The sequence below is a fragment of the Paracoccus sp. J39 genome (assembly GCF_000518925.1).
GTDB lineage: Bacteria > Pseudomonadota > Alphaproteobacteria > Rhodobacterales > Rhodobacteraceae > Paracoccus.
Genome location: NZ_JAEN01000008.1, coordinates 83370 through 103952 on the forward strand (window position 1 = coordinate 83370; position 20583 = coordinate 103952).

General features: G+C 68.4%; 21 protein-coding genes. 6 read left to right on the top strand and 15 right to left on the bottom strand.

The features are described 5' to 3' along the window. Position 1 precedes the first annotated feature (1 nt). Entirely contained in the window at positions 2–1327 is a 1326-nt protein-coding gene (locus tag L632_RS0109820) for an FAD-binding oxidoreductase (protein WP_028712726.1), read from the bottom strand. 155 nt (positions 1328–1482) lie between these two features. On the opposite strand from L632_RS0109820, the gene L632_RS0109825 reads away from it, so the two are divergent. Beyond that, positions 1483–1977, top strand: a complete 495-nt coding sequence (locus tag L632_RS0109825; RefSeq protein WP_198019337.1) for an Lrp/AsnC family transcriptional regulator — start codon at positions 1483–1485, stop codon at positions 1975–1977. A gap of 105 nt (positions 1978–2082) precedes the next feature. Here the strand turns inward: L632_RS0109825 and L632_RS0109830 are convergent, their stop codons facing one another. From L632_RS0109830 to L632_RS0109875, 10 genes are all read right to left on the bottom strand, one after another. Beyond that, positions 2083–3738, bottom strand: coding sequence for an ABC transporter ATP-binding protein (locus tag L632_RS0109830; RefSeq protein WP_028716728.1), 1656 nt, complete (start codon positions 3736–3738; stop codon positions 2083–2085). Beyond that, positions 3738–4586: an ABC transporter permease gene (locus L632_RS0109835; protein ID WP_028712724.1), complete on the bottom strand. Its 849-nt coding sequence runs from the start codon at positions 4584–4586 to the stop codon at positions 3738–3740. The genes L632_RS0109830 and L632_RS0109835 overlap by 1 nt, the downstream gene beginning before the upstream one ends. Further along, complete coding sequence (locus L632_RS0109840; RefSeq protein ID WP_028712723.1) at positions 4586–5545, bottom strand: ABC transporter permease; 960 nt, start codon at positions 5543–5545, stop codon at positions 4586–4588. Before L632_RS0109840 ends, L632_RS0109835 begins: the two co-directional genes overlap by 1 nt. Positions 5546–5609: 64 nt before the next feature. After that, complete coding sequence (locus L632_RS0109845) at positions 5610–7223, bottom strand: ABC transporter substrate-binding protein (protein WP_028712722.1); 1614 nt, start codon at positions 7221–7223, stop codon at positions 5610–5612. 55 nt (positions 7224–7278) lie between these two features. Beyond that, positions 7279–8010 carry an HAD-IA family hydrolase gene (locus L632_RS0109850; protein ID WP_051416214.1) on the bottom strand — a complete coding sequence of 244 codons (732 nt, stop codon included), beginning with the start codon at positions 8008–8010 and terminating at the stop codon, positions 7279–7281. A gap of 178 nt (positions 8011–8188) precedes the next feature. After that, complete coding sequence (locus tag L632_RS0109855; RefSeq protein ID WP_028712720.1) at positions 8189–9100, bottom strand: glyoxylate/hydroxypyruvate reductase A; 912 nt, start codon at positions 9098–9100, stop codon at positions 8189–8191. Next, on the bottom strand, positions 9100–10473 hold the full coding sequence (locus L632_RS0109860; protein ID WP_028712719.1) for an aspartate aminotransferase family protein: 1374 nt from the start codon (positions 10471–10473) through the stop codon (positions 9100–9102). Before L632_RS0109860 ends, L632_RS0109855 begins: the two co-directional genes overlap by 1 nt. A 14-nt stretch (positions 10474–10487) precedes the next feature. After that, positions 10488–11297, bottom strand: coding sequence for a GNAT family N-acetyltransferase (locus tag L632_RS0109865; protein WP_028712718.1), 810 nt, complete (start codon positions 11295–11297; stop codon positions 10488–10490). Positions 11298–11412: 115 nt separating this feature from the next. Beyond that, on the bottom strand, positions 11413–12519 hold the full coding sequence (gene argE, locus L632_RS0109870; protein WP_028712717.1) for an acetylornithine deacetylase: 1107 nt from the start codon (positions 12517–12519) through the stop codon (positions 11413–11415). Continuing rightward, entirely contained in the window at positions 12503–12865 is a 363-nt protein-coding gene (locus L632_RS0109875) for a cupin domain-containing protein (protein WP_028712716.1), read from the bottom strand. Before L632_RS0109875 ends, argE begins: the two co-directional genes overlap by 17 nt. Positions 12866–13059: 194 nt before the next feature. Here L632_RS0109875 and L632_RS0109880 point away from each other — a divergent pair, with 194 nt between their 5' ends. After that, on the top strand, positions 13060–13725 hold the full coding sequence (locus L632_RS0109880; RefSeq protein ID WP_028716729.1) for a haloacid dehalogenase type II: 666 nt from the start codon (positions 13060–13062) through the stop codon (positions 13723–13725). Next, on the top strand, positions 13722–15005 hold the full coding sequence (locus L632_RS0109885) for an FAD-binding oxidoreductase (RefSeq protein WP_028716730.1): 1284 nt from the start codon (positions 13722–13724) through the stop codon (positions 15003–15005). Before L632_RS0109880 ends, L632_RS0109885 begins: the two co-directional genes overlap by 4 nt. Before the next feature lie 19 nt (positions 15006–15024). Here L632_RS0109885 and L632_RS0109890 read toward each other — a convergent pair whose 3' ends face one another. Continuing rightward, complete coding sequence (locus L632_RS0109890) at positions 15025–15936, bottom strand: GNAT family N-acetyltransferase (RefSeq protein WP_198021817.1); 912 nt, start codon at positions 15934–15936, stop codon at positions 15025–15027. A gap of 528 nt (positions 15937–16464) precedes the next feature. On the opposite strand from L632_RS0109890, the gene L632_RS0109895 reads away from it, so the two are divergent. Next, positions 16465–16746 carry an RcnB family protein gene (locus tag L632_RS0109895; protein ID WP_028712712.1) on the top strand — a complete coding sequence of 94 codons (282 nt, stop codon included), beginning with the start codon at positions 16465–16467 and terminating at the stop codon, positions 16744–16746. Between the two features lie 72 nt (positions 16747–16818). On the opposite strand, the gene L632_RS0109900 is transcribed toward L632_RS0109895, so the two are convergent. The 3 genes from L632_RS0109900 to L632_RS22425 form a co-directional block, all read right to left on the bottom strand. Next, positions 16819–17202: a hypothetical protein gene (locus L632_RS0109900; RefSeq protein ID WP_028712711.1), complete on the bottom strand. Its 384-nt coding sequence runs from the start codon at positions 17200–17202 to the stop codon at positions 16819–16821. 18 nt (positions 17203–17220) lie between these two features. After that, entirely contained in the window at positions 17221–17676 is a 456-nt protein-coding gene (locus L632_RS0109905) for a hypothetical protein (protein WP_028716732.1), read from the bottom strand. A 71-nt stretch (positions 17677–17747) separates the two neighbouring features. Beyond that, a complete protein-coding gene (locus L632_RS22425) occupies positions 17748–18356 on the bottom strand; it encodes a Spy/CpxP family protein refolding chaperone (RefSeq protein WP_084648084.1) in 609 nt (202 codons plus the stop codon). 208 nt (positions 18357–18564) lie between these two features. On the opposite strand from L632_RS22425, the gene L632_RS0109915 reads away from it, so the two are divergent. Both L632_RS0109915 and L632_RS0109920 read left to right on the top strand, forming a co-directional pair. Next, positions 18565–19284: a response regulator gene (locus L632_RS0109915; RefSeq protein ID WP_156929458.1), complete on the top strand. Its 720-nt coding sequence runs from the start codon at positions 18565–18567 to the stop codon at positions 19282–19284. Beyond that, positions 19281–20531 carry an ATP-binding protein gene (locus tag L632_RS0109920; RefSeq protein ID WP_028716733.1) on the top strand — a complete coding sequence of 417 codons (1251 nt, stop codon included), beginning with the start codon at positions 19281–19283 and terminating at the stop codon, positions 20529–20531. Before L632_RS0109915 ends, L632_RS0109920 begins: the two co-directional genes overlap by 4 nt. The last annotated feature ends 52 nt before the right edge of the window (positions 20532–20583 follow it).

Consider the following 20583-nt stretch of genomic DNA (forward strand, 5'->3'; position numbering starts at 1 on the left):
CTCAGAATTTCGCCACCTTGCCCCATTGGCTGCCCTTGAAGCGGTCCAGCCGGTATTGCGCGATCTCGGTGATCGGCGTCCGGCCCAGGATCATGTCGGCCACCAGATGCCCGACCCCCGGCCCGATCCCGAAACCATGGCCCGACAGGCCCGCCGCCAGGACCAGGCCCGGCAGGCCGCAATCCGCGTCGATGACCGGCACCCCGTCGGGCGTGCTGTCGATGAAGCCCGCCCAGCTGGCCTGCACGGGAATGTCCCGCAATGCGGGCAGCAGGCGGCGGGCGCGGGCCAGCGTTTCCCTGACCAGGGCCTTCGACGGATGCGGGTCGAGAATCCGCACCCGCTCCATGGGCGTTTCGCGATCCAGGGACCAGCGGGCGCGGGTCTCGAACCCCGCAGCCCAGCCCTGCAGCCCGCCGGGGCGCAGGGCGCGCCAGCGTTTCGCGAACATCGGCAGGAAATGCCTGGCGCCGGCGATCATCCGCGGCGTCGGATCCACATTGGCCCGGCCCGAGATCGCCAGCGTATAGCCGCCATCGCCCCGGCGCGTGGCCGATACGGCAGCGGTGTGCAGGGCATCGGGCAGCCCCTCGGCCCCCGGCATCACCGACAGGATCGAACTGCGCACCGAGGCTTGCGGGAAGCCGATCCCCAGCTGGTGCAGGAAACTGCCGGCCCAGGCCCCGCCGGCCATCACCACCGTGCCGGTGCGGATCGTGCCGCGCTCGGTCACGACGCCCGCGACGCGGCCGGCCTCAAGCTCCAGCCCGCGGGCGGCGCAGGACTGGATCACATGGCCGCCATGCTTGACGATGCCCTGCGCGATCAGCGGTGCGGCGCTGGCGGGGTCGGCAATGCCGTCCGTGGGCGACCAGACGCCGCCCAGCCAGGATTTGCCGGTGGCGCGGCCGCGCTCGGCAGCCTCGGGGCCCGACAGCATCCGCGTGTCGATGCCTTCGCCTTGCGCGAAGCGGCCCCAGGCGGCCCAGCCTTCCAGCTCGGCGGGGTCATCGGTCAGATACAAGAGCCCGCAGCGGCGAAAGCCGATGCCGGGGCCCAGGTCGGCGGCCATCTGCTCCCACAGGTCCAGGCTGCGCGTGGACAAGGGCAATTCGCGGGCATCGCGGTTCTGCTGCCGGCACCAGCCCCAGTTGCGGCTGGACTGTTCCGCCCCGATGCGGCCCTTTTCCAGCAGCACCACGCTTTGCCCGGCGCGGGCCAGCCAATAGGCGGCCGAGACCCCGACAATGCCGCCGCCGATCACGACGCAATCGGCGCGGGCGGGCGGGTCTCCGGCGGTCTCGATGGACAAAAGCGGTGCGGGCATGGGGTTCTCCGGTCGTGTCACCGCAGGCTAGCGGCGGGTGGCCAGCCGCATCTGCCGCATCTCGCGGCGGCGGCGGCATTTCCTGTCGAATCGCAGCCGGTTGGCAGCGAGGCCGAATTGCAGCAGAAGGGACCCGGAACGGGAAGGAAGATCGAATGGCACCGCCGCTGAAACTGGACCGCATCGATGTGAAGATCCTGGCCGAGTTGCAGAAGAACGGCCGCATCACCAATGTCGAGCTGGCCGATCTGGTCGCGCTGTCCCCCTCGCCCTGCCTGATGCGGGTCAAGAAGCTGCAGCAGGCCGGATACATCACCGGCTACAGCGCCCAGATCAACGTGGCGAAGCTGGGCGAGACGCTGACCGTCTTTACCGAATTCACCCTGAAGAACCACCGCCCGCCGGACTTCGCGCGCTTCCAGGAGGCGCTGGAAAAGATCGACAGCTGCATCGAATGCCATCTGGTGTCGGGCGGATACGACTATCTGGCGAAATTCGTGACCTCGGGGATCGTGGACTACCAGAACATCATCGAATCGCTGATCGACCGCGACGTCGGCGTGGACAAGTATTTCAGCTTCGTGGTCATCAAGACGCCCTTCGTCAAGACGCAGATCCCGCTGACCAGGCTATTCGCGGAACGGTCCTGACGCCCGGCCGGACGAAACAGGCGGCGCCCGCCGGGCCTGTGCGGTCCGGCGGCATCCGTGGACAGGACAGCTGGCCGCGAAGGCTTGGGCCCTTGCCCGTCGCAGCTACCGTCCCGCGAACTGCGCCATCAGGGCGGGGTCCTGCTCCAGCCCCTTCAGCCAGCCGGTATCCAGCTGGGGGATCGAGCCGATCAGCAGCCGCGAATAGGGATGCGCGGCCTCGGTCGACATGCGCGCGGCGGGCAGCGCCTCGACCACCCGGCCCTTCAGCATCACCAGGACCTCGTCGCAGATCGCCTCGACCGTGGACAGGTCGTGGCTGATGAACATGTAGGACAGGTTCAGCTCTCGCTGCAGTTCCTTCAGCAGGTCCAGGATGGCCGCCGCGACGACGGTGTCCAGCGCCGAGGTGATCTCGTCGCACAGGATCAGCTCGGGCTCGGCGGCCAGGGCGCGGGCCAGATTCACCCGCTGCTTCTGCCCGCCCGACAATTCCGAGGGCAGGCGGTGGCGCAGGTGGCCGGGCAGGCGCACCATGTCCAGAAGCTCGATCACCCGGGCATTGCGCGCGGCCCCGGTCATGCCGTGATAGAAGGTCAGGGGCCGGGCCAGGATCGTCTCGATCGACTGCGCGGGGTTCAGCGCGGTATCGGCCAGCTGGAAGACGATCTGGACGCGGCGCAATTCGTCCTTGCTGCGCTGTTGCAGCGCGGGCGCCAGTTCCTTGCCGTCCAGCAGCAGGTTGCCGCGATAGGCGGGCAGAATGCCGGCAATGGCGCGGGCGAGCGTCGACTTTCCCGATCCGGATTCGCCGATCACGCCCAGGTTGCGGCCACGTTCCAGCCGGAAGCTGACATCCTGCAGGATCTTCGCCGCCGGCACGCCGTCGCGGATCACGCCATAGCCCGCGCAGAGGTCCTGCACCGCAAGGATCGGCTCGGCCGCGTCGGGCCGGGCCACGGGGACATGCGGCACCGGCTCGAAGGCATCCAGAAGCTGGCGGGTATAGGGATGCTTCGGCGCGTGCAGGATCTGCTCGGTCGCGCCCTCCTCCTGCACCACGCCGTTCTTCAGCACGATGATGCGGTCGGCGATCTGGGCCACCACGGCCAGGTCGTGGCTGACATAGACCCCCGCCATAGCGCCCTTGTCCATGACCGACTTGAAGGCGCGCAGCACCTCGATCTGGGTGGTCACGTCCAGCGCGGTCGTCGGTTCGTCGAAGATCACCAGCGCCGGATCGCCGATCAGCGCCATGGCCGCCGACAGGCGCTGCAACTGCCCGCCCGAGACCTGGTGCGGATAGCGGCTGCCGATGGTGTCGGGATCGGGCAGCGCCAGGGCGCGGAACAGCTGCCGCGCCTTAGCCTCGGCCTGCTCGCGCGGCATCAGCTGGTGGATGGCGGTGATCTCGACCACCTGGTCCATGATGCGCTTGGCCGGGTTGAAGGCCGCCGCCGCCGATTGCGGGACATAGGACACCTCGGTCCCGCGCATGGCGGCGCGCTGGCGCTCGGGCATCGCCGTCACGTCGCGGCGGCCCACGCGGATGCTGCCGCCCTGGATGGCGCAGCCGGGCCGCGCATGGCCCATCAGCGACAGGGCGATGGTGGTCTTGCCCGACCCGCTTTCGCCGATCAGGGCCACGATCTCGCCCGGGGCGATGTCGAAGCTGACGCCCTTGATGATCTCGACCTCGCGGCCCGAGTCGGTCCTGGCGCCGATCTTCAGGTCGCGCACGGAAACAAGCGGCTGATCCATCATTCGCTCCTGTCGCGGATGCGGGTGGGCAGGTTGTCGATGAACATGTTGACCGAGATGGTCAGCGAGGCGATGGTGATCGAGGGAAAGATCACCGCCGGCGCCCCGAGGCTGAGGCCCTCGATGTTCTCGCGCACCAAGGCGCCCCAGTCGGCATTGGGCGGCTGCACGCCAAGGCCCAGGAAGGACAGGCCCGACAGCACCAGCACGATGAAGACGAAGCGCAGGCCCAGATCGGCCAGGACGGGGCCCAGGATGTTGGGAAAGATCTCGCGCAGGATGATATGGCCGAAGCCCTCGCCCCGGGCCCGGGCCACGGTGACGAAATCCATGGTGTTGACGTTGACCGCCAGCGCGCGCGCAAAGCGATAGGAGCCCGGCAGATACATGGCCGCCAGCGTCACGATCAGGATCGGGATCGAGGATCCGACGGCCGCCACCACGACCAGGCCGAACAGCAGGTGCGGAATGCCGTTGAAGGCGTCCAGGAAGCGCGACAGCAGCGTGTCGAACCAGCCGCCGACCACGGCCGCGATCATGCCCAGAAGCACGCCACCCGCGCAGGCCAGCATCACCGCGGCCAGCGCGATGCCGACGGTATAGCGCGTCCCCATGATGATGCGGGACAGGATGTCGCGCCCCAGATAGTCGCTGCCCATCCAGAACTGGCTGCTCATCGGGCCGAAATAGTCGAAATCGACCATGTCGCCGGGGGGATAGGGCGCGATCCAGGGGCCGATGATGGCGATCACCGCCCAGAACAGGATCACGGCCAGGCCGATGCGGCCCACCCAGTTGAAGGAATATCCCAGCCGGGCCGGGGTCGGAAGGCGCAAAGCAAGGGACATCAACGGCGCAACCTCGGGTTGGAGAGAATGGCAATCATATCGGCCAGCGTGATCAGCAGCAGATAGCTGATGCAGAAGATCATCGCGCAGCTCTGGATCAGGGGCAGGTCCCGGGTGGACACCGCGTCGACCATCAGCTTGGCCACGCCCGGATAGTTGAAGACCGTCTCGACGATGATCACGCCGCCGACCAGATAGGACAAGGACAGCGCCACCGCGTTGGCAATGGGGCCAAGCGCGTTGGGCAGGGCGTGGCGCAGGACCATCCGCGTCCGCGACGCTCCCTTCAGCAGCGCCATCTCCACATAGGGGGTGTTGATCGTCTCGATCACCGCGGCCCGCGTCATGCGGATCATCTGGGCCGAGACGACGAAGGACAGCGAGATGACGGGCATCGCATAGGCGCGCAGCATGTCACCGATGCTGTTCACATTGACCCCGAAGGACAGCGCCGGCAGCCAGTCCAGCCAGACGGCGAAGACCAGCACCGCCAGCGTCGCCACCATGAATTCGGGCACCGAGATGACGGAGATGGTCAGCACCGAGACCAGGCGGTCCAGCCAGGATCCGCGCCACATGGCGGCGGCGATGCCCAGGGTCAGCGCGACGGGCACGCAGACCAGCGTGACGATGCCCGCCAGGCGCAGCGTGTTCATCAGCCGCCCCGACAGCAGGTCGGCCACGGCCATCTTGTTGACATAGGACATCCCCAGATCACCCGTAGCAAGCCCGCCCAGCCAGGACAGGAAGCGCCAGATCGCCGGCTCGTCCAGGCCCATGGCGGTGCGCAGCCCGGCCACGGCCTCGGGGGTTGCGGCCTGACCCAGCAGCACCTCGGCCACGTCGCCGGGCAGCAGTTCGGTCGCGAAGAAGACTGCGAAGGACACGATCAGCAGCGTGATGAGCGCGATGCCCAGGCGCTGGCCGACCAGGATCCAGGTGGTTGCGGAACGCAGCATGTCACACCTCCATCAATGGGGATGCCCCTGCGCGCATTGCACAGGGGCGCGGGGCGTGGGGATGTCAGCCCTCCAGCCAGACATATTCGGCGAAGGCATAGCCCATCTGGCCGCCCAGGGGATTGGGGCGCATGCCCTTCATCTTCGCCGAATGCGCATCGACGTTGGAAATATAGGCGGGAATGATGGTGCCTGCCTCGGCCGCGATCATTTCCTGCATCTCCCAATAGATCGCCTTGCGCTTTTCCTCGTCCAGCAAGCCGCGCGCCTCGACCAGCATGGCGTCGAACTTCTCGGACTTGTAATGGCTTTCGTTCCAGGGCGCGTCGGATGCGTAAAGCAGCGAGAACAGGATATCCGGCGTCGGGCGCGGATTGATGTTGCCGAAATGGACCGGTGCCTTCAGCCAGTAGTTCGACCAGTATCCGTCGGACGGCACGCGCTCGATCTTGAAGGGCATGCCGGCTTGGGCGCCCGCCTGCTGGACGACCATGGCATAGTCAATGGCCGAGTTCGCCGCGTCCGAGGTGACGATGGGGATCGCCTGGCCCAGCACGCCGGCCTTTTCGAACAGCGCCTTGGCGCGCTCGGGGTCGAATTCGCGCGGCTTCAGGTTCGGGTTGTGATAGCGGTCCATGGCCGAGACGGGCTGGTCGTTGGCGACCTCGCCCAATCCGCGCAGCACGCCGTTCACGATGGCCTCGCGGTTCATCAGGTATTTCATGCCCTCGATGAAGTCGGCCTTGTCGCCCGGCGCCATGTCCAGCCGGATGTTGAGGTTGGTATAGTTGCCCGCCGTCGAGATCGAGCTGACGACATGGCCCTGCCCCTCGACCATGCGCATCGACCGCGGGTTGATCGCGGCGGCCAGGTGGATATCGCCCGACAGCACGGCATTGACGCGCGCATTGTTGTCCGAGATGGCGAAATATTCGAAGCTGTCCAGATAGGGGCCGGTGCCCTTGAAGTAGTTCGGGTTGCGCGTGCCGATGGACCGCACGCCGGGTTCGAAGGTTTCGCAGAGAAAGGCGCCGGTGCCGTTGGCCTTGCTGAAATCGCTGGTCCCTTCGGCCAGGATCATGAAATGGTGCAGCGACAGGATCGTGGGCAGGTCGGCATTGGCCGCCGCCAGCACGATGCTGACGGTGCGGTCGTCCACGGCGGTGATCTCGGCCATCTGTTCGGCGATGGCGGCGGCCTTGGACCCCACGGCCGGATCCTGATGGCGCTTGAGCGACCAGACCACGTCCGACGCCGTCAAGGTCTTGCCGTCGTGGAAGGTCACGTCGGGCTTCAGCCTGATCTGCCAGGTCTTGCCGTCCGTCGTCTCGATGGACTCGGCCAGTTCCATCTTCACCTCGCTGCCCTCCTCGAGGAAGGTCAGGCGGTTATAGAAGGCGCAGCAGCGGGTGTAGTCGGTGGACAGGGACGCCTTGGCCGGGTCCAGCGTGTCGGCGGTCGAGGCCGACCAGCCCGCGGCCTTCAGGTGCCCGCCCGTGACCGGGGTTTGCGCGACGGCCTGACCGGCGCGCAGCAGCAGCGACCCGCCCGCCGACAGCGCCACGCCCGACGCCATCAGCATCTTGAGCAGGTCCCGGCGCGAGGCGCCGCGGCGGATTGCGGCCTCGACCATCGCGTCGTCGCGGCCCGTCCAGTTGTTCGGCTTGAGGTCTTTCATGTCGTCATCCCTGTTGCTTGCCCGGCGGCTCTCGTGTCCGCTCGGGCGGGTGAAGTCAGTTGTCGAAGGCCTTGTCGGCGGCCTCGGCCAGGTCGATCAGTGCGTGAAAGTGGTAGTCGGGTTCGGTGAATTCCGCGGGTTCGATGGTCCCGCCATAGCCTTTCTGGGCATGGCGGCGCTGGATCCAGGCATTCGTCATGCCCAGTTGGCGCGAGATGCCGATATCGTGGTGCTGGCTTTGCGCGGTATGCAGGATGTCGTCCTTGGTCCCGCCATTCTTGCCGACGAAGTCGAAGACCTGCCGGAAGAAGGCCGGATCGGGCTTTTCGGTGCCGGTATCGTCGGTGGTGAAGCTGGCCCAGAAGGGATTGCCCAGCTTTTCCTCGTATTTCTCGAAGGCCCAGCGGCGGGCATTGGTCATGGCGATCAGCTTGTAGCGCGCCTTCAGCCGGGCCATCGCCTGGACGCTGTCGGGAAAGGGCTGCGCCTCGCCCACGGCGTCGATCATGAACCGGCGGTTTTCCGGCGTGTCGGGCAGGCCGGTCGCTGCCGCGATCCGACCGTAGCAGCGGCCCAGGTCGTCCGGGAAGCGCAGCGCGTCCGGCTGATAGCGGGCGTTGCGGTAAACCGCCAGCGCCTCCTCGCCGTCGACGGTCATGCCGGCATCGGCCGCGATCGTCGCCAGCGCGCCGGTGATCGCACCCTCGAAGTCGATCAGCGTGCCGACCACATCGAAGGTGACATAGGAAAAGCGGTCCAGGGGTCTTGCCGCCGTCAGGGTGGCCATGGGGTGAGCTTCCTTTCGCAGATGCCGCGGGCCGCGGCGGTCAGATCGGCGGACGCGCGGGTCGTCACATCCCCTCACATCCAGATTGCGCCATTCCGGGGCTGCAAAACGCCGAAACGGGCGGCCGGCGCAGCAGATTCTTTCGTATTGGGCGGGGGCGCGGCATATCGCGAGCGCCCTAGTATCCCCGGCTGCGGTCCACCAGCCCCGGCACCGGCTGTCCGTCGCGGTCGGCGCGGATGACGGCCAGGGCGTGGCGCGCGCCTTCCTCGGCATCGGTATGGGCGGCGATATGCGGGGTGATCAGCACGCGCGGATCGCGCCAGGCCCAGTGATCGGCGGGCAAGGGTTCGGGGTCGGTCACGTCCAGCATGGCGGCAGAAAGCCGGCCGCCGTCCAGCGCCCGGCGCAGCGCCGCCATGTCCAGCTGCGCGCCGCGCCCGGCATGGACCAGTCCCGCGCCCTGCGGCAGCCGGTCGAAGAAGCCGCTGCCCATCAGGCCGCGGGTTTCGTCCGTCAGCGGCAGCAGGCAGACCAGGATATCGGCCCCGGCCAGAAAGGCGTCCAGCCGATTCGCGCCGAAGATCTCGATCCCCTCGACCGGCCTGCCCGAGCGGCTGTATCCCGAAACGGCAAAGCCCAGGGCTTGCAGGCTTGCGGCGGCCAGGCGCCCGATCCGGCCCATGCCCATTATGCCCACGCGCCGCGTGCGCGCCAGCCGCGCCGGGCGGGGCTGCCATTCGCCGCGCGCGGCATGATCCAGATAGAACGGCAGATCCCGGTGCAGCGCCAGCGTGGCCATGACCACCCAGTCGCGCACCATGGCCTCGATCCCCGGCGCGATGGTGCGCGACAGCGCCACGCCCTCCGGCAAGGCCGGGAAATGGTCGGTGCCCGCGCCGACGCAGATCACCGTGCGCAGGTTCGGATAGCGCGCCAGATCGGCGGGCGGCGTCCAGCAGGCCAGATGCGTGACCTGCGCGGGGTCGGTCACGCTGGCCTCGTCGGCGATGAAGCCCTCGCCCGCCTCGGCGAAGATGCGCCCCCAGACGGCGCCGCGTTCGGGGGTGGAATGCAGCAGCAGCGCCATCAGCGCAGGACCGCGCGGATTTCCGGGTCTTCCAGCGTCAGATCCAGCACCTTGCGGGTGCGGGCGACGATCTGGTCGATCTGGTCCTCGGTGCAGCACAGGGGCGGCGCATAGCCGAAGATGCCCTGCGCAAAGGACCGCACGATCAGCCCCTGTTCCCAGGCCCGGTCGAACAGCCGCGTGGCGGGCTGGACCTCGGGCGGCAGAGGGGTCCTGGCCTCCTTGTCCACGACCAGCTCGACCGCCGCCAGCATCCCCCTGCCCCGCACATCGCCCACCAGCGGATGATCGCGCAGGCTTTCCAGCCCGGCCTGCAACCGCGCACCTGCGCGGCGGCCGTTTTCCAGCAACCCGCCTTCATAGAGCGCCAGCACCTCCAGTGCCACGGCGGCGCTGACCGGATGCGCGGAATAGGTGAAGCCATGGCCCACGGCCTTGGCCCCCGCGCCGTCGGCGATGGTCTCATAGACATGGTCGCGCATGAAGACCGCGCCCATCGGCACATAGCCCGAAGTCAGCCCCTTGGCCGTGGTCATCAGGTCGGGAACGATGCCCTCGTCCTCGCAGGCGAACAGCGGGCCGGTGCGGCCAAAGCCGGTGATCACCTCGTCGGCGACAAACAGCACGCCGTATTCCGCGCACAGATCGCGCATTGCCCTGATCCAGCCCTTGGGCGGCACCAGCACGCCGCCCGAGCCCTGGATCGGCTCGACATAGAAGGCGGCGACGCGGTCGGGACCAAGCGATTCGATCTTCGCCCGCAGTTCCGCGACCGAGGCCTCGGTCACGGCCTGCGGATCGCGGCCCGCCGGGTTGCGATACAGGTCATGCGACGAAATCTTGTGCTGCCAGTCATAGGGCACCCCGAAACCGTCGTGAAAGCCCGGCAGCGCCGTCAGCCCCGCCCCCATGGTGGTCGAGCCGTGATAGCCGTTGGCGACCGAGATGAACTGGTCGCGGCCCGGCTGGCCCTTGGCGTGCCAGTAATAGCGGATGAAGCGGATGGTGCTGTCCACCGCGTCCGATCCGCCCAGCGTGAAATAGACGTGGTTCAGATCGCCCGGGGCGCGTTCGGCCAGGGCGGCGGCCAGGCGGATCGGCGCCTCGGCGCCCAGGTCGAAATAGCCGGTGGCATAGGGCAGCTTGCGCATCTGCTCGGCGGCGGCCTCGACGATGCTTTCGTGGCCATAGCCCGCGTTCACGCACCACAGGCCCGCGAAGCCGTCGATCAGGGTGCGCCCCTCGCTGTCGGTGACGGTCGCGCCCTGCCCGCCGGTCAGGATGCGCACGCCGCGCTGTTCATGCCCGCGAAAGGACGAAACCGGGTGGATCAGGTGCCGGCGGTCAAGCTCGGCCAGGGAATTGCTCAGCATGGGGGTCTCCGGGTTCAGCCCAGGGCTTGCGAGATCAGGGCCTGGGTCGTGGGGGCTGGGGTGCGCGGGTTGCGGGTCATGGCGGTGCCACCGCCGGCATGGGCAAGGCCCAGCGTCGCCGCGAAGCCGTCAAGACCCTGTTCCGCGCGCAGATCGACACGCAGGAAGCTGCCTTCCCAGCGGCGCGCGGCCTCGGCCAGCAATGCGCGGGCGGTGGCGGTGTCGGGGGCGACAATCGGCCCGACCACGCGGCCGCGGCCGAAATCGCGCAGCAGGGCAAAGCCGGCATCGCAGGTCAGGACCTCGCCGCCGGCGGCGATGTCGCGCAACAGGGACGCGCGGTCCATGCCGCTGGCGGCGCGGTCGGCATCGGCGAGCCGGTCGATATCGGCGGGACGGCCGGTGGCGACGGGCCGTTCCGGCGCGGTTGCGACAGCAAGGCCCTGATGCTGAACGATCTGGCCGCTGGCCCGGAAGCCGAGTTTTTCGTAAAGCGGCAGCCCGTCCGCGGTGGCGATCAGGCGCATTTCGCGGTCGCCGGCCAGGGCGATGATCGCCTCCATCAGCGCGCGGCCCAGGCCCCGCCCGCGCATCGCCGCATCGACGATGATCATGTTCAGCGTGGCGACCGCGCCGAAGGGCGAACACAGCGCGGTGCCGACCACGCGGCCTTCGTCCAGCGCCACGACGCCCTGGGATACAGACAGGGTCAGCGCCCAGTCCTCGGCCCGGTGGGGCCAGCCGGCCTGCTGCGACAGGCGCAGCGCCTGCGGCAGATGGGCGGGGGTAAAGGCGGCAAGTGCAGGGGTGATGGTCGTGGTCATGCGCTTTGTCCTTCTTGGCACCATCCTGCCACGGGCGCGCCCGCAGGATTGCCGAACTGGCAAGGGCGCGCGGCATGTCCTGCGGATCGCAGAACGGCCGCCGCAGAAAATGCTGTCATGGGCAGAGCCGCCGCCCCAGGCGACGGATCAGGGCGCAGGCGTCCTGCAATTCGGCCATCGTCAGGTATTCCTCGGGGCGGTGCGCGCGGGCGATGTCGCCGGGGCCGCAGATGATCGCGGGGATCCCGGCCTGCTGGTAAAGCCCGGCCTCGGTGCCATAGCTGACCGCGCCCAGGGGCGTCGCGCCCGTCAGCTCGGCCAACAGCCGCGCCAGCGGGTGATCGCCGTCAAGCGCAAGCGCCGGATAGGAGGACAGCCAGTCCACGGCCAGCCCCCCTGCCGCCGCGACCACCGGCTCCAGGACCGCCCGGGGATCGACGCCGTGGATCGCGCGGGCCTCGATCTGCGCCTCGGCGCGGTCGGGGATGATGTTGACGGCCTGCCCGCCCGCGACGGTGCCGATCTGCAGGCTGGACCAGGGCGGCGCGAAGCGCGGGTCCTGCGGCCCGGATTGCAGCGCCACGGCCTGCGCCGCGGCTGCGTTCAGCGCCGGCAGCAGCGCGTGGATCGCGTTCGCGCCCAGGTCGGGGCGCGAGGAATGCCCCGCCACCCCCGTCGCCACCAGCCGCAGCGCCGCCTTGCCCTTGTGCGCCAGCACCGGCACCAGGCCGGACGGCTCGCCGATGATCACCCCCAGCGGCGGCGCGCAAAGCCCGGGCAGGGCCGCCAGCAGATGCGGCACGCCCCGGCAGCCCGCCTCCTCGTCATAGGAAAGCGCGATATGGACCGGCGCGGACAGCGGCATCGCGACCAGTTCGGGCACCATCGCCAGGGCGGCGGCGACAAAGCCCTTCATGTCGCAGGCCCCGCGCCCGATCAGCCGGTCGCCGTCGCGGCGCAAGACGAAGGGATCGGCCCGCCAATCCGGCTCGCCCGCCGGAACCACGTCGAGATGGCCCGACAGGACATAGCCGGGGCGCGAGGCATCGCCGATGCTGGCGAACAGGTTCCAGCGGTCGCCCTCGGGTCCGGGGACCAGCGCCGGCTCGATCCCGTGCCCGCGCAGGTAATCCGCCGCGAAGCCGATGATGTCGCCGTTCGGGCCGCCCACGACGCTGGGAAACCCGACCAGCCGGGCCAGAAGATCAGTCGGCGAAGACATAGATCTTGCGCACGGTTTCGATGGTTTTCCAGATGCCCTTGAAGCCGGGCTTCATCAGGAAGCTGTCGCCTGCGGTGAAGCGGCGCGTCTCGCCGCCTTCCTCGGTCAGATCGACCACCCCGGAGAGGATATGGCAGAATTCCAGCGCCTCGCCCTTGACGGAACGGGTGGTGCCGGGCGTCGCTTCCCAGATGCCGGTGCGGATCTTCGACCAGTTGCCCAGGGGCACCTCGTCCAGGGCCCAGGTCTTGAAGGCGGGGGCGCCCTCGATCAGCTTCTCCGGGGCGGCTACGTCCTCGCGCGGGGCAAAGGCCGGGGCGGTGTCGATGGGGGTCAGCAGGGTCATGGGGTTCCTTTCCGTTACGCCGCCAGCCTGGCCCGATCCGCGCAGGGTCGGGCACCGTTGTCGGGTCCTGGGCGGCAGGGCCTGCCGTCCATTGCCGGAATTTCGCAATCTCCTGCCGTCAGGCGCCCGACTGCCGCATGCGCTGTCGCAAGACCGCGCCAATGATGGATCAGACGGACCAACAGGAGGCCCCCATGGCGCTGCGCCCGAAATTCATTACCTTCGACTGCCACGGCACGATGATCTTCTTCGACATGGCGGGCGCCGCGCGCGACCATTACGGCGCGCAGCTCAGCGGCCCGCAGATGGAGAAATTCATCGCCAATTTCGCGGCCTACCGCCTGGACGAGGTGCTGGGCGCCTGGAAACCCTATGCCGAGGTCGTCCACAACGCGCTGGAACGCACCTGCAAGCGCAACGGCATCGCCTTCGATCCCGCGGTGGCCGAGGACATCTATGCCCGCGTGCCGACCTGGGGGCCGAACCTCGACGTGCCCGCGGGGCTTAGGCGCATTGCCGGGAAGATCCCGCTGGTCGCGCTGACCAATTCGATGAACGACCAGATCCCGCATAACATCGCCAAGCTGGGCGCGCCCATCGACCATGTCTTCACCGCCGAAAGCGCGGGCGCCTACAAGCCGCAGATGCGGGCCTTCGAATACATGTTCGACCAGCTTGGCTGCGGCCCCGAGGACGTGCTGCATGTGTCGTCGTCGTTCCGCTATGACCTGATGACCGCGCATGACCTGGGGATCCGCAACAAGGTCTGGGTCAATCGCGGCCATGAGCCGGCCAATCCCCATTACGGCTATACCGAGGTCCGGGACATCTCGGGGCTGGCCGAGGTGGTGGGGCTGTGACGAAATACGCATCCTATTGGCATGATGGCGTGCCCCCCTTTGCGGGCGCCGAGGCCGGCCCGGTCGAGGGGCGCTTCGACGTGGCCGTGATCGGCGGCGGCTTCACCGGGCTGAACGCCGCCCGCAGCCTGGCGAAAGCCGGGGTGCGCGTGGCGCTGCTGGAGGCCGAGCATGTCGGCTGGGGCGCGTCGGGCCGCAATGGCGGGCACCTGAACAACGGCATCGCCCATGGCTATGCCGATGCCAAGGCGCATCTGGGGGCAGAGCGCGCCCATGCCCTGTATCGCGCCTATGACCGGTCCATCGACATGATCGAGCAGATCGTGGCCGAAGAAGGCATCGCCTGCGATTTCCGCCGCTCGGGCAAGCTGAAGCTGGCCTCCAAGCCCAGCCATGTCGCGGGGCTGCGCGCGAATTTCGACCTGATCCATGCCGAGGTCGATCCCGACACCCGCTGGCTGGACCGCGACCAGGTGCGAAGCGAGGTCGGGTCCGACAGCTTCCACGGCGCGATGCTTTATGAGAAATCCGCGATGATCCACATGGGCCGCTATGCCCAGGGGCTTGCCACGGCGGCGCATCGCCATGGCGCGCGGATCTGGCAAGGCGCGCCCGTGACCGGCCGGACAAGGCTGGCCGATGGCTGGCAGCTGCAGACCCCGCGCGGCAGCCTGGCCGCGGGCCGGGTGATCGCGGCGACCGGCGCCTATGGCACGACGGCGCCCTTCCGGCATTTCCGGCGGCGCATCATCTCGGTCGGGTCGTTCATCATCGCCACGCGGCCTCTGTCGGATGCCGAGGTCGCCGCCACCCTGCCCGGCGACCGGACCTGCGTGACCTCGATGAACATCGGCAACTATTTCCGCCTGTCGCCCGACCGGCGGCTGATTTTCGGCGGACGGGCACGGTTCTCGGCCCGGTCGGACCAGACCTCTGACGCGAAATCGGGGACGATCCTGCGCCGGTCCATGGCCGCGATCTTTCCGCATCTGGCGGATATTCCCATCGATTATTGCTGGGGCGGGCTGGTGGACATGACCAAGGACCGCTTCCCCCGCGCCGGAGAGGTGGACGGCATGATCTATGGCATGGGCTATTCCGGCCATGGCGCGCAGATGTCCACGCTGGTCGGGCAGGTCCTGGCGGACATCGCCCTGGGCCAGCACGGCACGAACCCGCTGGAGGGCCTCGCCTGGCCCGCGATCCCGGCGCATAGCGGCAAGCCCTGGTTCCTGCCGCTGGTGGGGCTGTGGTTCGGGCTGAAGGACCGGCTGTCCTGATCGCGCGGGGACGGAAACGCTATCCCAGAGAATGCGACGCCAGGCCGTAGGTCACCGGCCCTTCCGCGGCGCGGCGGTGGGGGCCGATGCACATTTCCGTAACCGTGTCGAAGGCCACCAGCCCGGCATCGGTCAGGAAGGACAGGAAGCCGTCGCTGTCCACCGGCGTGTCGAGGCGCGTGAAACGGCCGGCATTCGCCCGGATCAGCGGGGCGATCAGGGCCTGGGCCATGGCGTCCCCCTCGGCCACGACGGGACCGATCACCGTGCCCTTGCCGAAATCGCGCTGCAGCGCAAAGCCGCAGACGGCACCGTCGCGCAGCGCGACCGTGCCGGTCGACAGGGGCAGCAGCGCGTCCAGAACCCGCGTTCGCTTTGCGCCATAGGCGTTTGCATCCAGGGCCCGAAGGCCCGCATCATCCTCTGCCCGCAGATCGCGGACCAGGATGCCGGGTGCGTCAAACGGCCCGATATCCCGCGCCATGCCCTGCTGCTGGCGGATGATGCCCACCGGCCGGAACCCCGCCGCCGCATAAAGGCGATACCCCGAATGCGTCGCGCTGAGCCGCAGGTCCCGGCCCGCGCAATCGGCCATCACCCGCTGCAGCAGCCACTTGCCCGCCCCCCGCGCCTGCAACCGCGGCACCGTGACCATCATCCCCAGCATGGCGAAATCGTCGCCCGTCGGGAAATACATGGCCGATCCAAGGGGGCGCCCGATCTCGTCGACCGCCAGGTAGCCCTGCCCCAGCGACAGGAACAGATCCAGGTCGCGGGGACGATGCGGCCACAGCACCCCCACCGTCAACTCGTGCAGCAACTGCCGCTGCGCCATGCGCAGGGGCTTGGCGCTGGCATCATAGGCGTCGATGCGCAAATGCGGCACGGGGTTGCGATCACCAGCTGCCAATCCCGCTTCGTTCTGACCCATGTCGCCCCGCTTCCAGACCATTCTCCGGGCAGTATGCCCGCTGTTCCTCGCCATTTGATGCCGTATCACGGCCTGCAGGGCAAAGATCGTGCCGCCGGGCCGGCCGCTTCAGGCGCGCCCGCATCGCTCGTGCTGAAATCCTCTGTGCCAGTGTCCGGGGAACGCGCGGTTTTAGCTTGCTGGCATAAGTGATGCGGAGGGCTGCGTGCTTGTCGCATCCCCCAGCCCATCGTCGCCGTCCGGGGACCGGATCAATGAAACGATCGGTAACATGCAACCGGAATTGTTTCCGAGAGGCGTCGGGAAACAGTCTGTTACAAATTCGGCCCTGGCGGAAACCTCTCGACACAGACGGGACCAACGATGGAAACGCCCAGCGGCTATGTCGGAACAATGCGGAAAAACCGGCACCGTTCCTGATCCTCGGCTACCTCCCGGCCGTCAACGCAGCAAAACTCGGCCCGTCAAAGCACTCCAAAAAGGATGAAAGGGGGGTGTTTCCCGAGACTATGTAAAAAGGAAAATATCGTGAAAGTCATTCCCCTGCTTGCCCTGGTGGCCACGCTGGCCGCATGTTCGGAAAAGGATGAACCGACGGGGCATATCTACCGCTATCCCGGCGGCACTGCCCCCGCGACTGTCGAGCCTGCGGCACGCAGCGGCCGCAGCGTGGCGGTCGATTATCACAACCACGCATTGCCGAAACCCGATGAGGGCCAGCACTGGGAATTGCAACCCGGCGCCTTCCTGCTGGTGGATGCCTCCGGGCAAGTGCTCTCGACCGTGCCGGCGCGTTACTCCGGGCTGTGAGATTGCGGATCTCGCAAAAAAGGCGGCGACCGGATTGCCCGATCGCCGCCTCTTGCCTGACCCGTGGAATGATCAGCGAAGAATGTCCGAAACCAGTCCCAGAACCTGCACGACTTTCATGGTGTTGGAATCGACCAGAACCACGCGCTCATCCATCACGCGATAAGCGCGGCCGGCCGTCGGTTTTGCCAGCCTGCGGCCCTCGGAAGTGTTCAGAGAGCGGCCGCTGCGCGCGACGTCGCCAATTTTCGGCCCCCTGCTTTGCTGTTTCGCATCCGAGGCGGAATGCTTTTGCGCCCCCAGGCTTTTGGGCCCGAGCTCGGCTTTTTTGCCCGGCTCGGTTTTGACCGCGCAATTCCGGTCTCCCTGCGCGCAACGCGCGGAAGGGTCCGCAAGTGCCGGCGTCGTGCTGATGTGAAGCAGCGCCAAGCCTGCCAGAATGATGATCTTTCTCATGGGAAATTCCTTTCGGCGTTACCGGTTGGCCGGGCCAAGGATCTGCACGATCCGCTTGGTCTTCTGGTCCACCAGCACGACCTGGTCATGGACGACACGATATTCCTGACCCCGCGGCGGCGCAGCGAAACGGCTGTTGGCCGCGCGCTGGAAGGGACGACCGTCACGGATGCTGTCGCCTACGCGCAGGGCTTTGCGCCCGTCGGGGGCGTGCTTGCCTTTCGCGTTGCGCGGCGGTGCCTCGGCCGGGCGGGGCTTGTGCTCGCCGCGTTTGACCTCGGCCGGAGGCGGGGGTGCCTTGCGCTCGCTGCGCTTGGCCTTGCGCGGGGCGTCCTTGGACGGAGGCGCGGGGCATTTGCGGTCGTTCTGCCGGCATTCCGGCGGCGGGCCGTCCGGGCGGGTTTCGGCCATGGCCATCTGGCCGCTGCCCAGGGCCGTTGCCGCGATCGCGGTCATCATGAAAAAGCGACGCATTGCATCTGTCCTTGCTGTTCTGCGGTCTGGAAGAAAGGCGCGTCGGGCGCCCTTGCCCGACGCAGGCCGGTTCAGCGCGCCGGCGCGGGGTGATGCCGGGGACCGGGCTGCTGCCGCCCCGGGCCTTCGTGGCGCGGGCCGTGCGGGCCGGGACCAAAGCCCGGATCGACCTGCTGCAGCCTCTCCAGCTGTGCCGGCTCCAGCGACCCGCGCAGCGCGGTCGCTGCCGCGAGCAGCGCGCGGGCCTTCTCGGCGCGGGCCAGCGCATGTTGCGCCATGCGCTCGGCGGCCAGCGGCCGGGCCTGATCGGCCGGGGGCTCGCCGCCCTCGGCACGGGCGTCGGGAGCCGGCGGTTCGAGGAAGGCGATCAACGCCTGGCTGTAATCGCGCCAGGCATCCTGCTGCTCTCCGGTGATGCCCAGATAGGTCTCGGTCGCGGCAAGATGCGCGGCAAGGCCAAGAGCCGGCGTCATGCCTGCCGGGCCGGGCCGGCCGATATGGGGACGGAAGACGTCGTCTCGACCATGAGGAGCCCCGGCAGGACCAGGCTGGGGACGCGCCGGTTCCTCCGCCGGGGCGGGGGATGCCCCGCCGGCGTTCTGCGCCGTCGCGGCAAGGGGGATGCCGGCCGCGCCCAGCAGGGCGGCCATCGCCAGAGCTTTCATCGGGATGTTCTTCATCGGAGAGACCCTTCATCGGTTGCGATGCCGATGACGCTACAGGGACCGCTTGTCCGGCTTAGGTCTTGCCGGTGACGAATTCTTTCCGGGCGGCCAAGTTTTGCAAACGAGTGTTTCCAAAGGGCGATCCAGCAATGTTTCGTCACAAATTTGCCTGAGCGAGGCGCGCCGAAATCCGCTAGAACGGACGCATCTCAAGGTGATGACGATGAATCATATCCTGATCGTCGACGACGATCCCGAAATCCGCAACCTGCTGCGCCGCTATCTGGAAGGGCAGGGTTTCCGCGTCTCTGTCGCCGCCGACCGCCGCGAATGCGAGGCGCGGGTGACGGACGGCGCCCCGGACCTGATCGTGCTGGACGTGATGCTGCCCGACGGCTCCGGCCTCGATATCTGCCGCAGCCTGCACGAGCACCGGCCGGAGCTGCGCATCATCCTGCTGACCGCGCTGAAAGAGGACGTGGACCGCATCATCGGGCTGGAACTCGGCGCCGACGACTATCTGGGCAAGCCCTTCAACCCGCGCGAACTGGTCGCCCGCATCAAGGCCGTGCTGCGCCGCACCGGGGGTCAGGACGAGCCCGCCGCCCCCGATACCCGGACCTACGGCTTTGCCGGTTTCGAGCTCGATCCCGGCCAGCGCCGGGTGCGGGCCGCGGACGGCAGCGAGATCGAGCTTACCGGCGCCGAGTTCGACCTGCTGCGCGTGTTCCTGGAGCGCCCGGGCCGGCTCTTGTCGCGCGACCAGCTTCTGGACCTGACCCAGGGCCGCGACCGCGATCCGCTGGACCGTTCCATCGACGTGCTGATGAGCCGGCTGCGCCGCAAATTGGCCGAGAAGGAGCCGGCGCCGATCTTCCGCACGGTGCGCAACGGCGGCTATCAGCTGTCCGTGCCGGTCAGCGTGGGGGCGACGCGGGGATGAGCTCGCTCCAGACCCGCATCGCCGCCCTGCTGATCGCGGCCATTGTCACCGTCGTGGTGCTGGCGACCTATACCGCGACCAGCGTGATGCGCCCCCCCTTGCCGCAGGCCACGATGGAGCCGGTGGCGCGGCAGATCCATGCGACCCTGGCATTGCTGGGCCATGGCCGGCCCCAGGACCGGCCGCGCGCCTTGCAGCCCGCCCCCGCGGGGGGCGAGCCGGACGAGCGGATGTCGCGCTTTCTCGGCGCCGCCCTGCGCCATACCGGCCAGCCGCTCGATGCACGGGTCACCAAACTGCCGGGCCAGGAATCCTTTACCGCCTCGATCCGCATCGGCGACGGGCGCTGGTTCATCACCGAGATACCGGACCTGTCGCCGCCGCCCGGCCGCTGGAAGGTGCTGGTGATCTGGCTGACCCTGATCGTGCTGGGCAGCGCCGCCATTTCGATCCACGCCGCGCGCCGGCTGACGCGGCCGCTGCAACTGCTCGAGGATGCGGTGGATCGCGTCGGCCCGGACGGCGTGCTGGAGCGGATCCCCGAAACCGGCTCGGGCGAGGTGCGGACGGCGGCGCGGGCGCTGAACCGGCTTTCGGCGCAGTTGCGGCAGGCGATGGAAAGCCGGATGCGGCTGGTGGCGGCGGCGGGGCACGACCTGCGCACGCCGATGACCCGCATGCGGCTGCGGGCCGAGTTCATCGAGGACGATGCCGAGCGGGCGAAATGGCTCTCGGATCTCGAGGAACTGGACATGATCGCCGACAGCGCCATCCGCCTGGTGCGCGAGGAGGTCGGGATGGACGGGGGCGAACCGGTCCGGCTGGACCGGCTGCTGCGCCAGATCGCCCTGGAATTGCAGGTTCTGGACCAGAAGGTCGAGCTGGGCGCGCTGCCGCCGCTGACCGTCCATGCCGGCCCCATCGCGTTGAAGCGCGCGCTGCGCAACCTGATCGCCAATGCCGCGACCCATGGCGGCGGGGCGCGCGTGGCGCTGACGCGCGAGGGCGGCAATGCGGTGATCCGGATCGAGGACGACGGCCCCGGCGTGCCGCCCGAACTGCTGGCGCAGATCTTCGAGCCCTTCTTCCGCGTCGATCAGGCCCGGCGCAAGTCCTTCCCGGGCGCCGGGCTTGGCCTTGCCATCGCGCGCGAGATCATCGAGCGCCACGGCGGCAGCATCACCATCCGCAACCGCCAGACCCACGGGCTGGAACAGGTCTGCAGGCTGCCATGCGATGGGCGATAAGCGCCGGATCATCACGACAGGTTTCGTGAGGCGCTACACCAGCCCGCAAGCC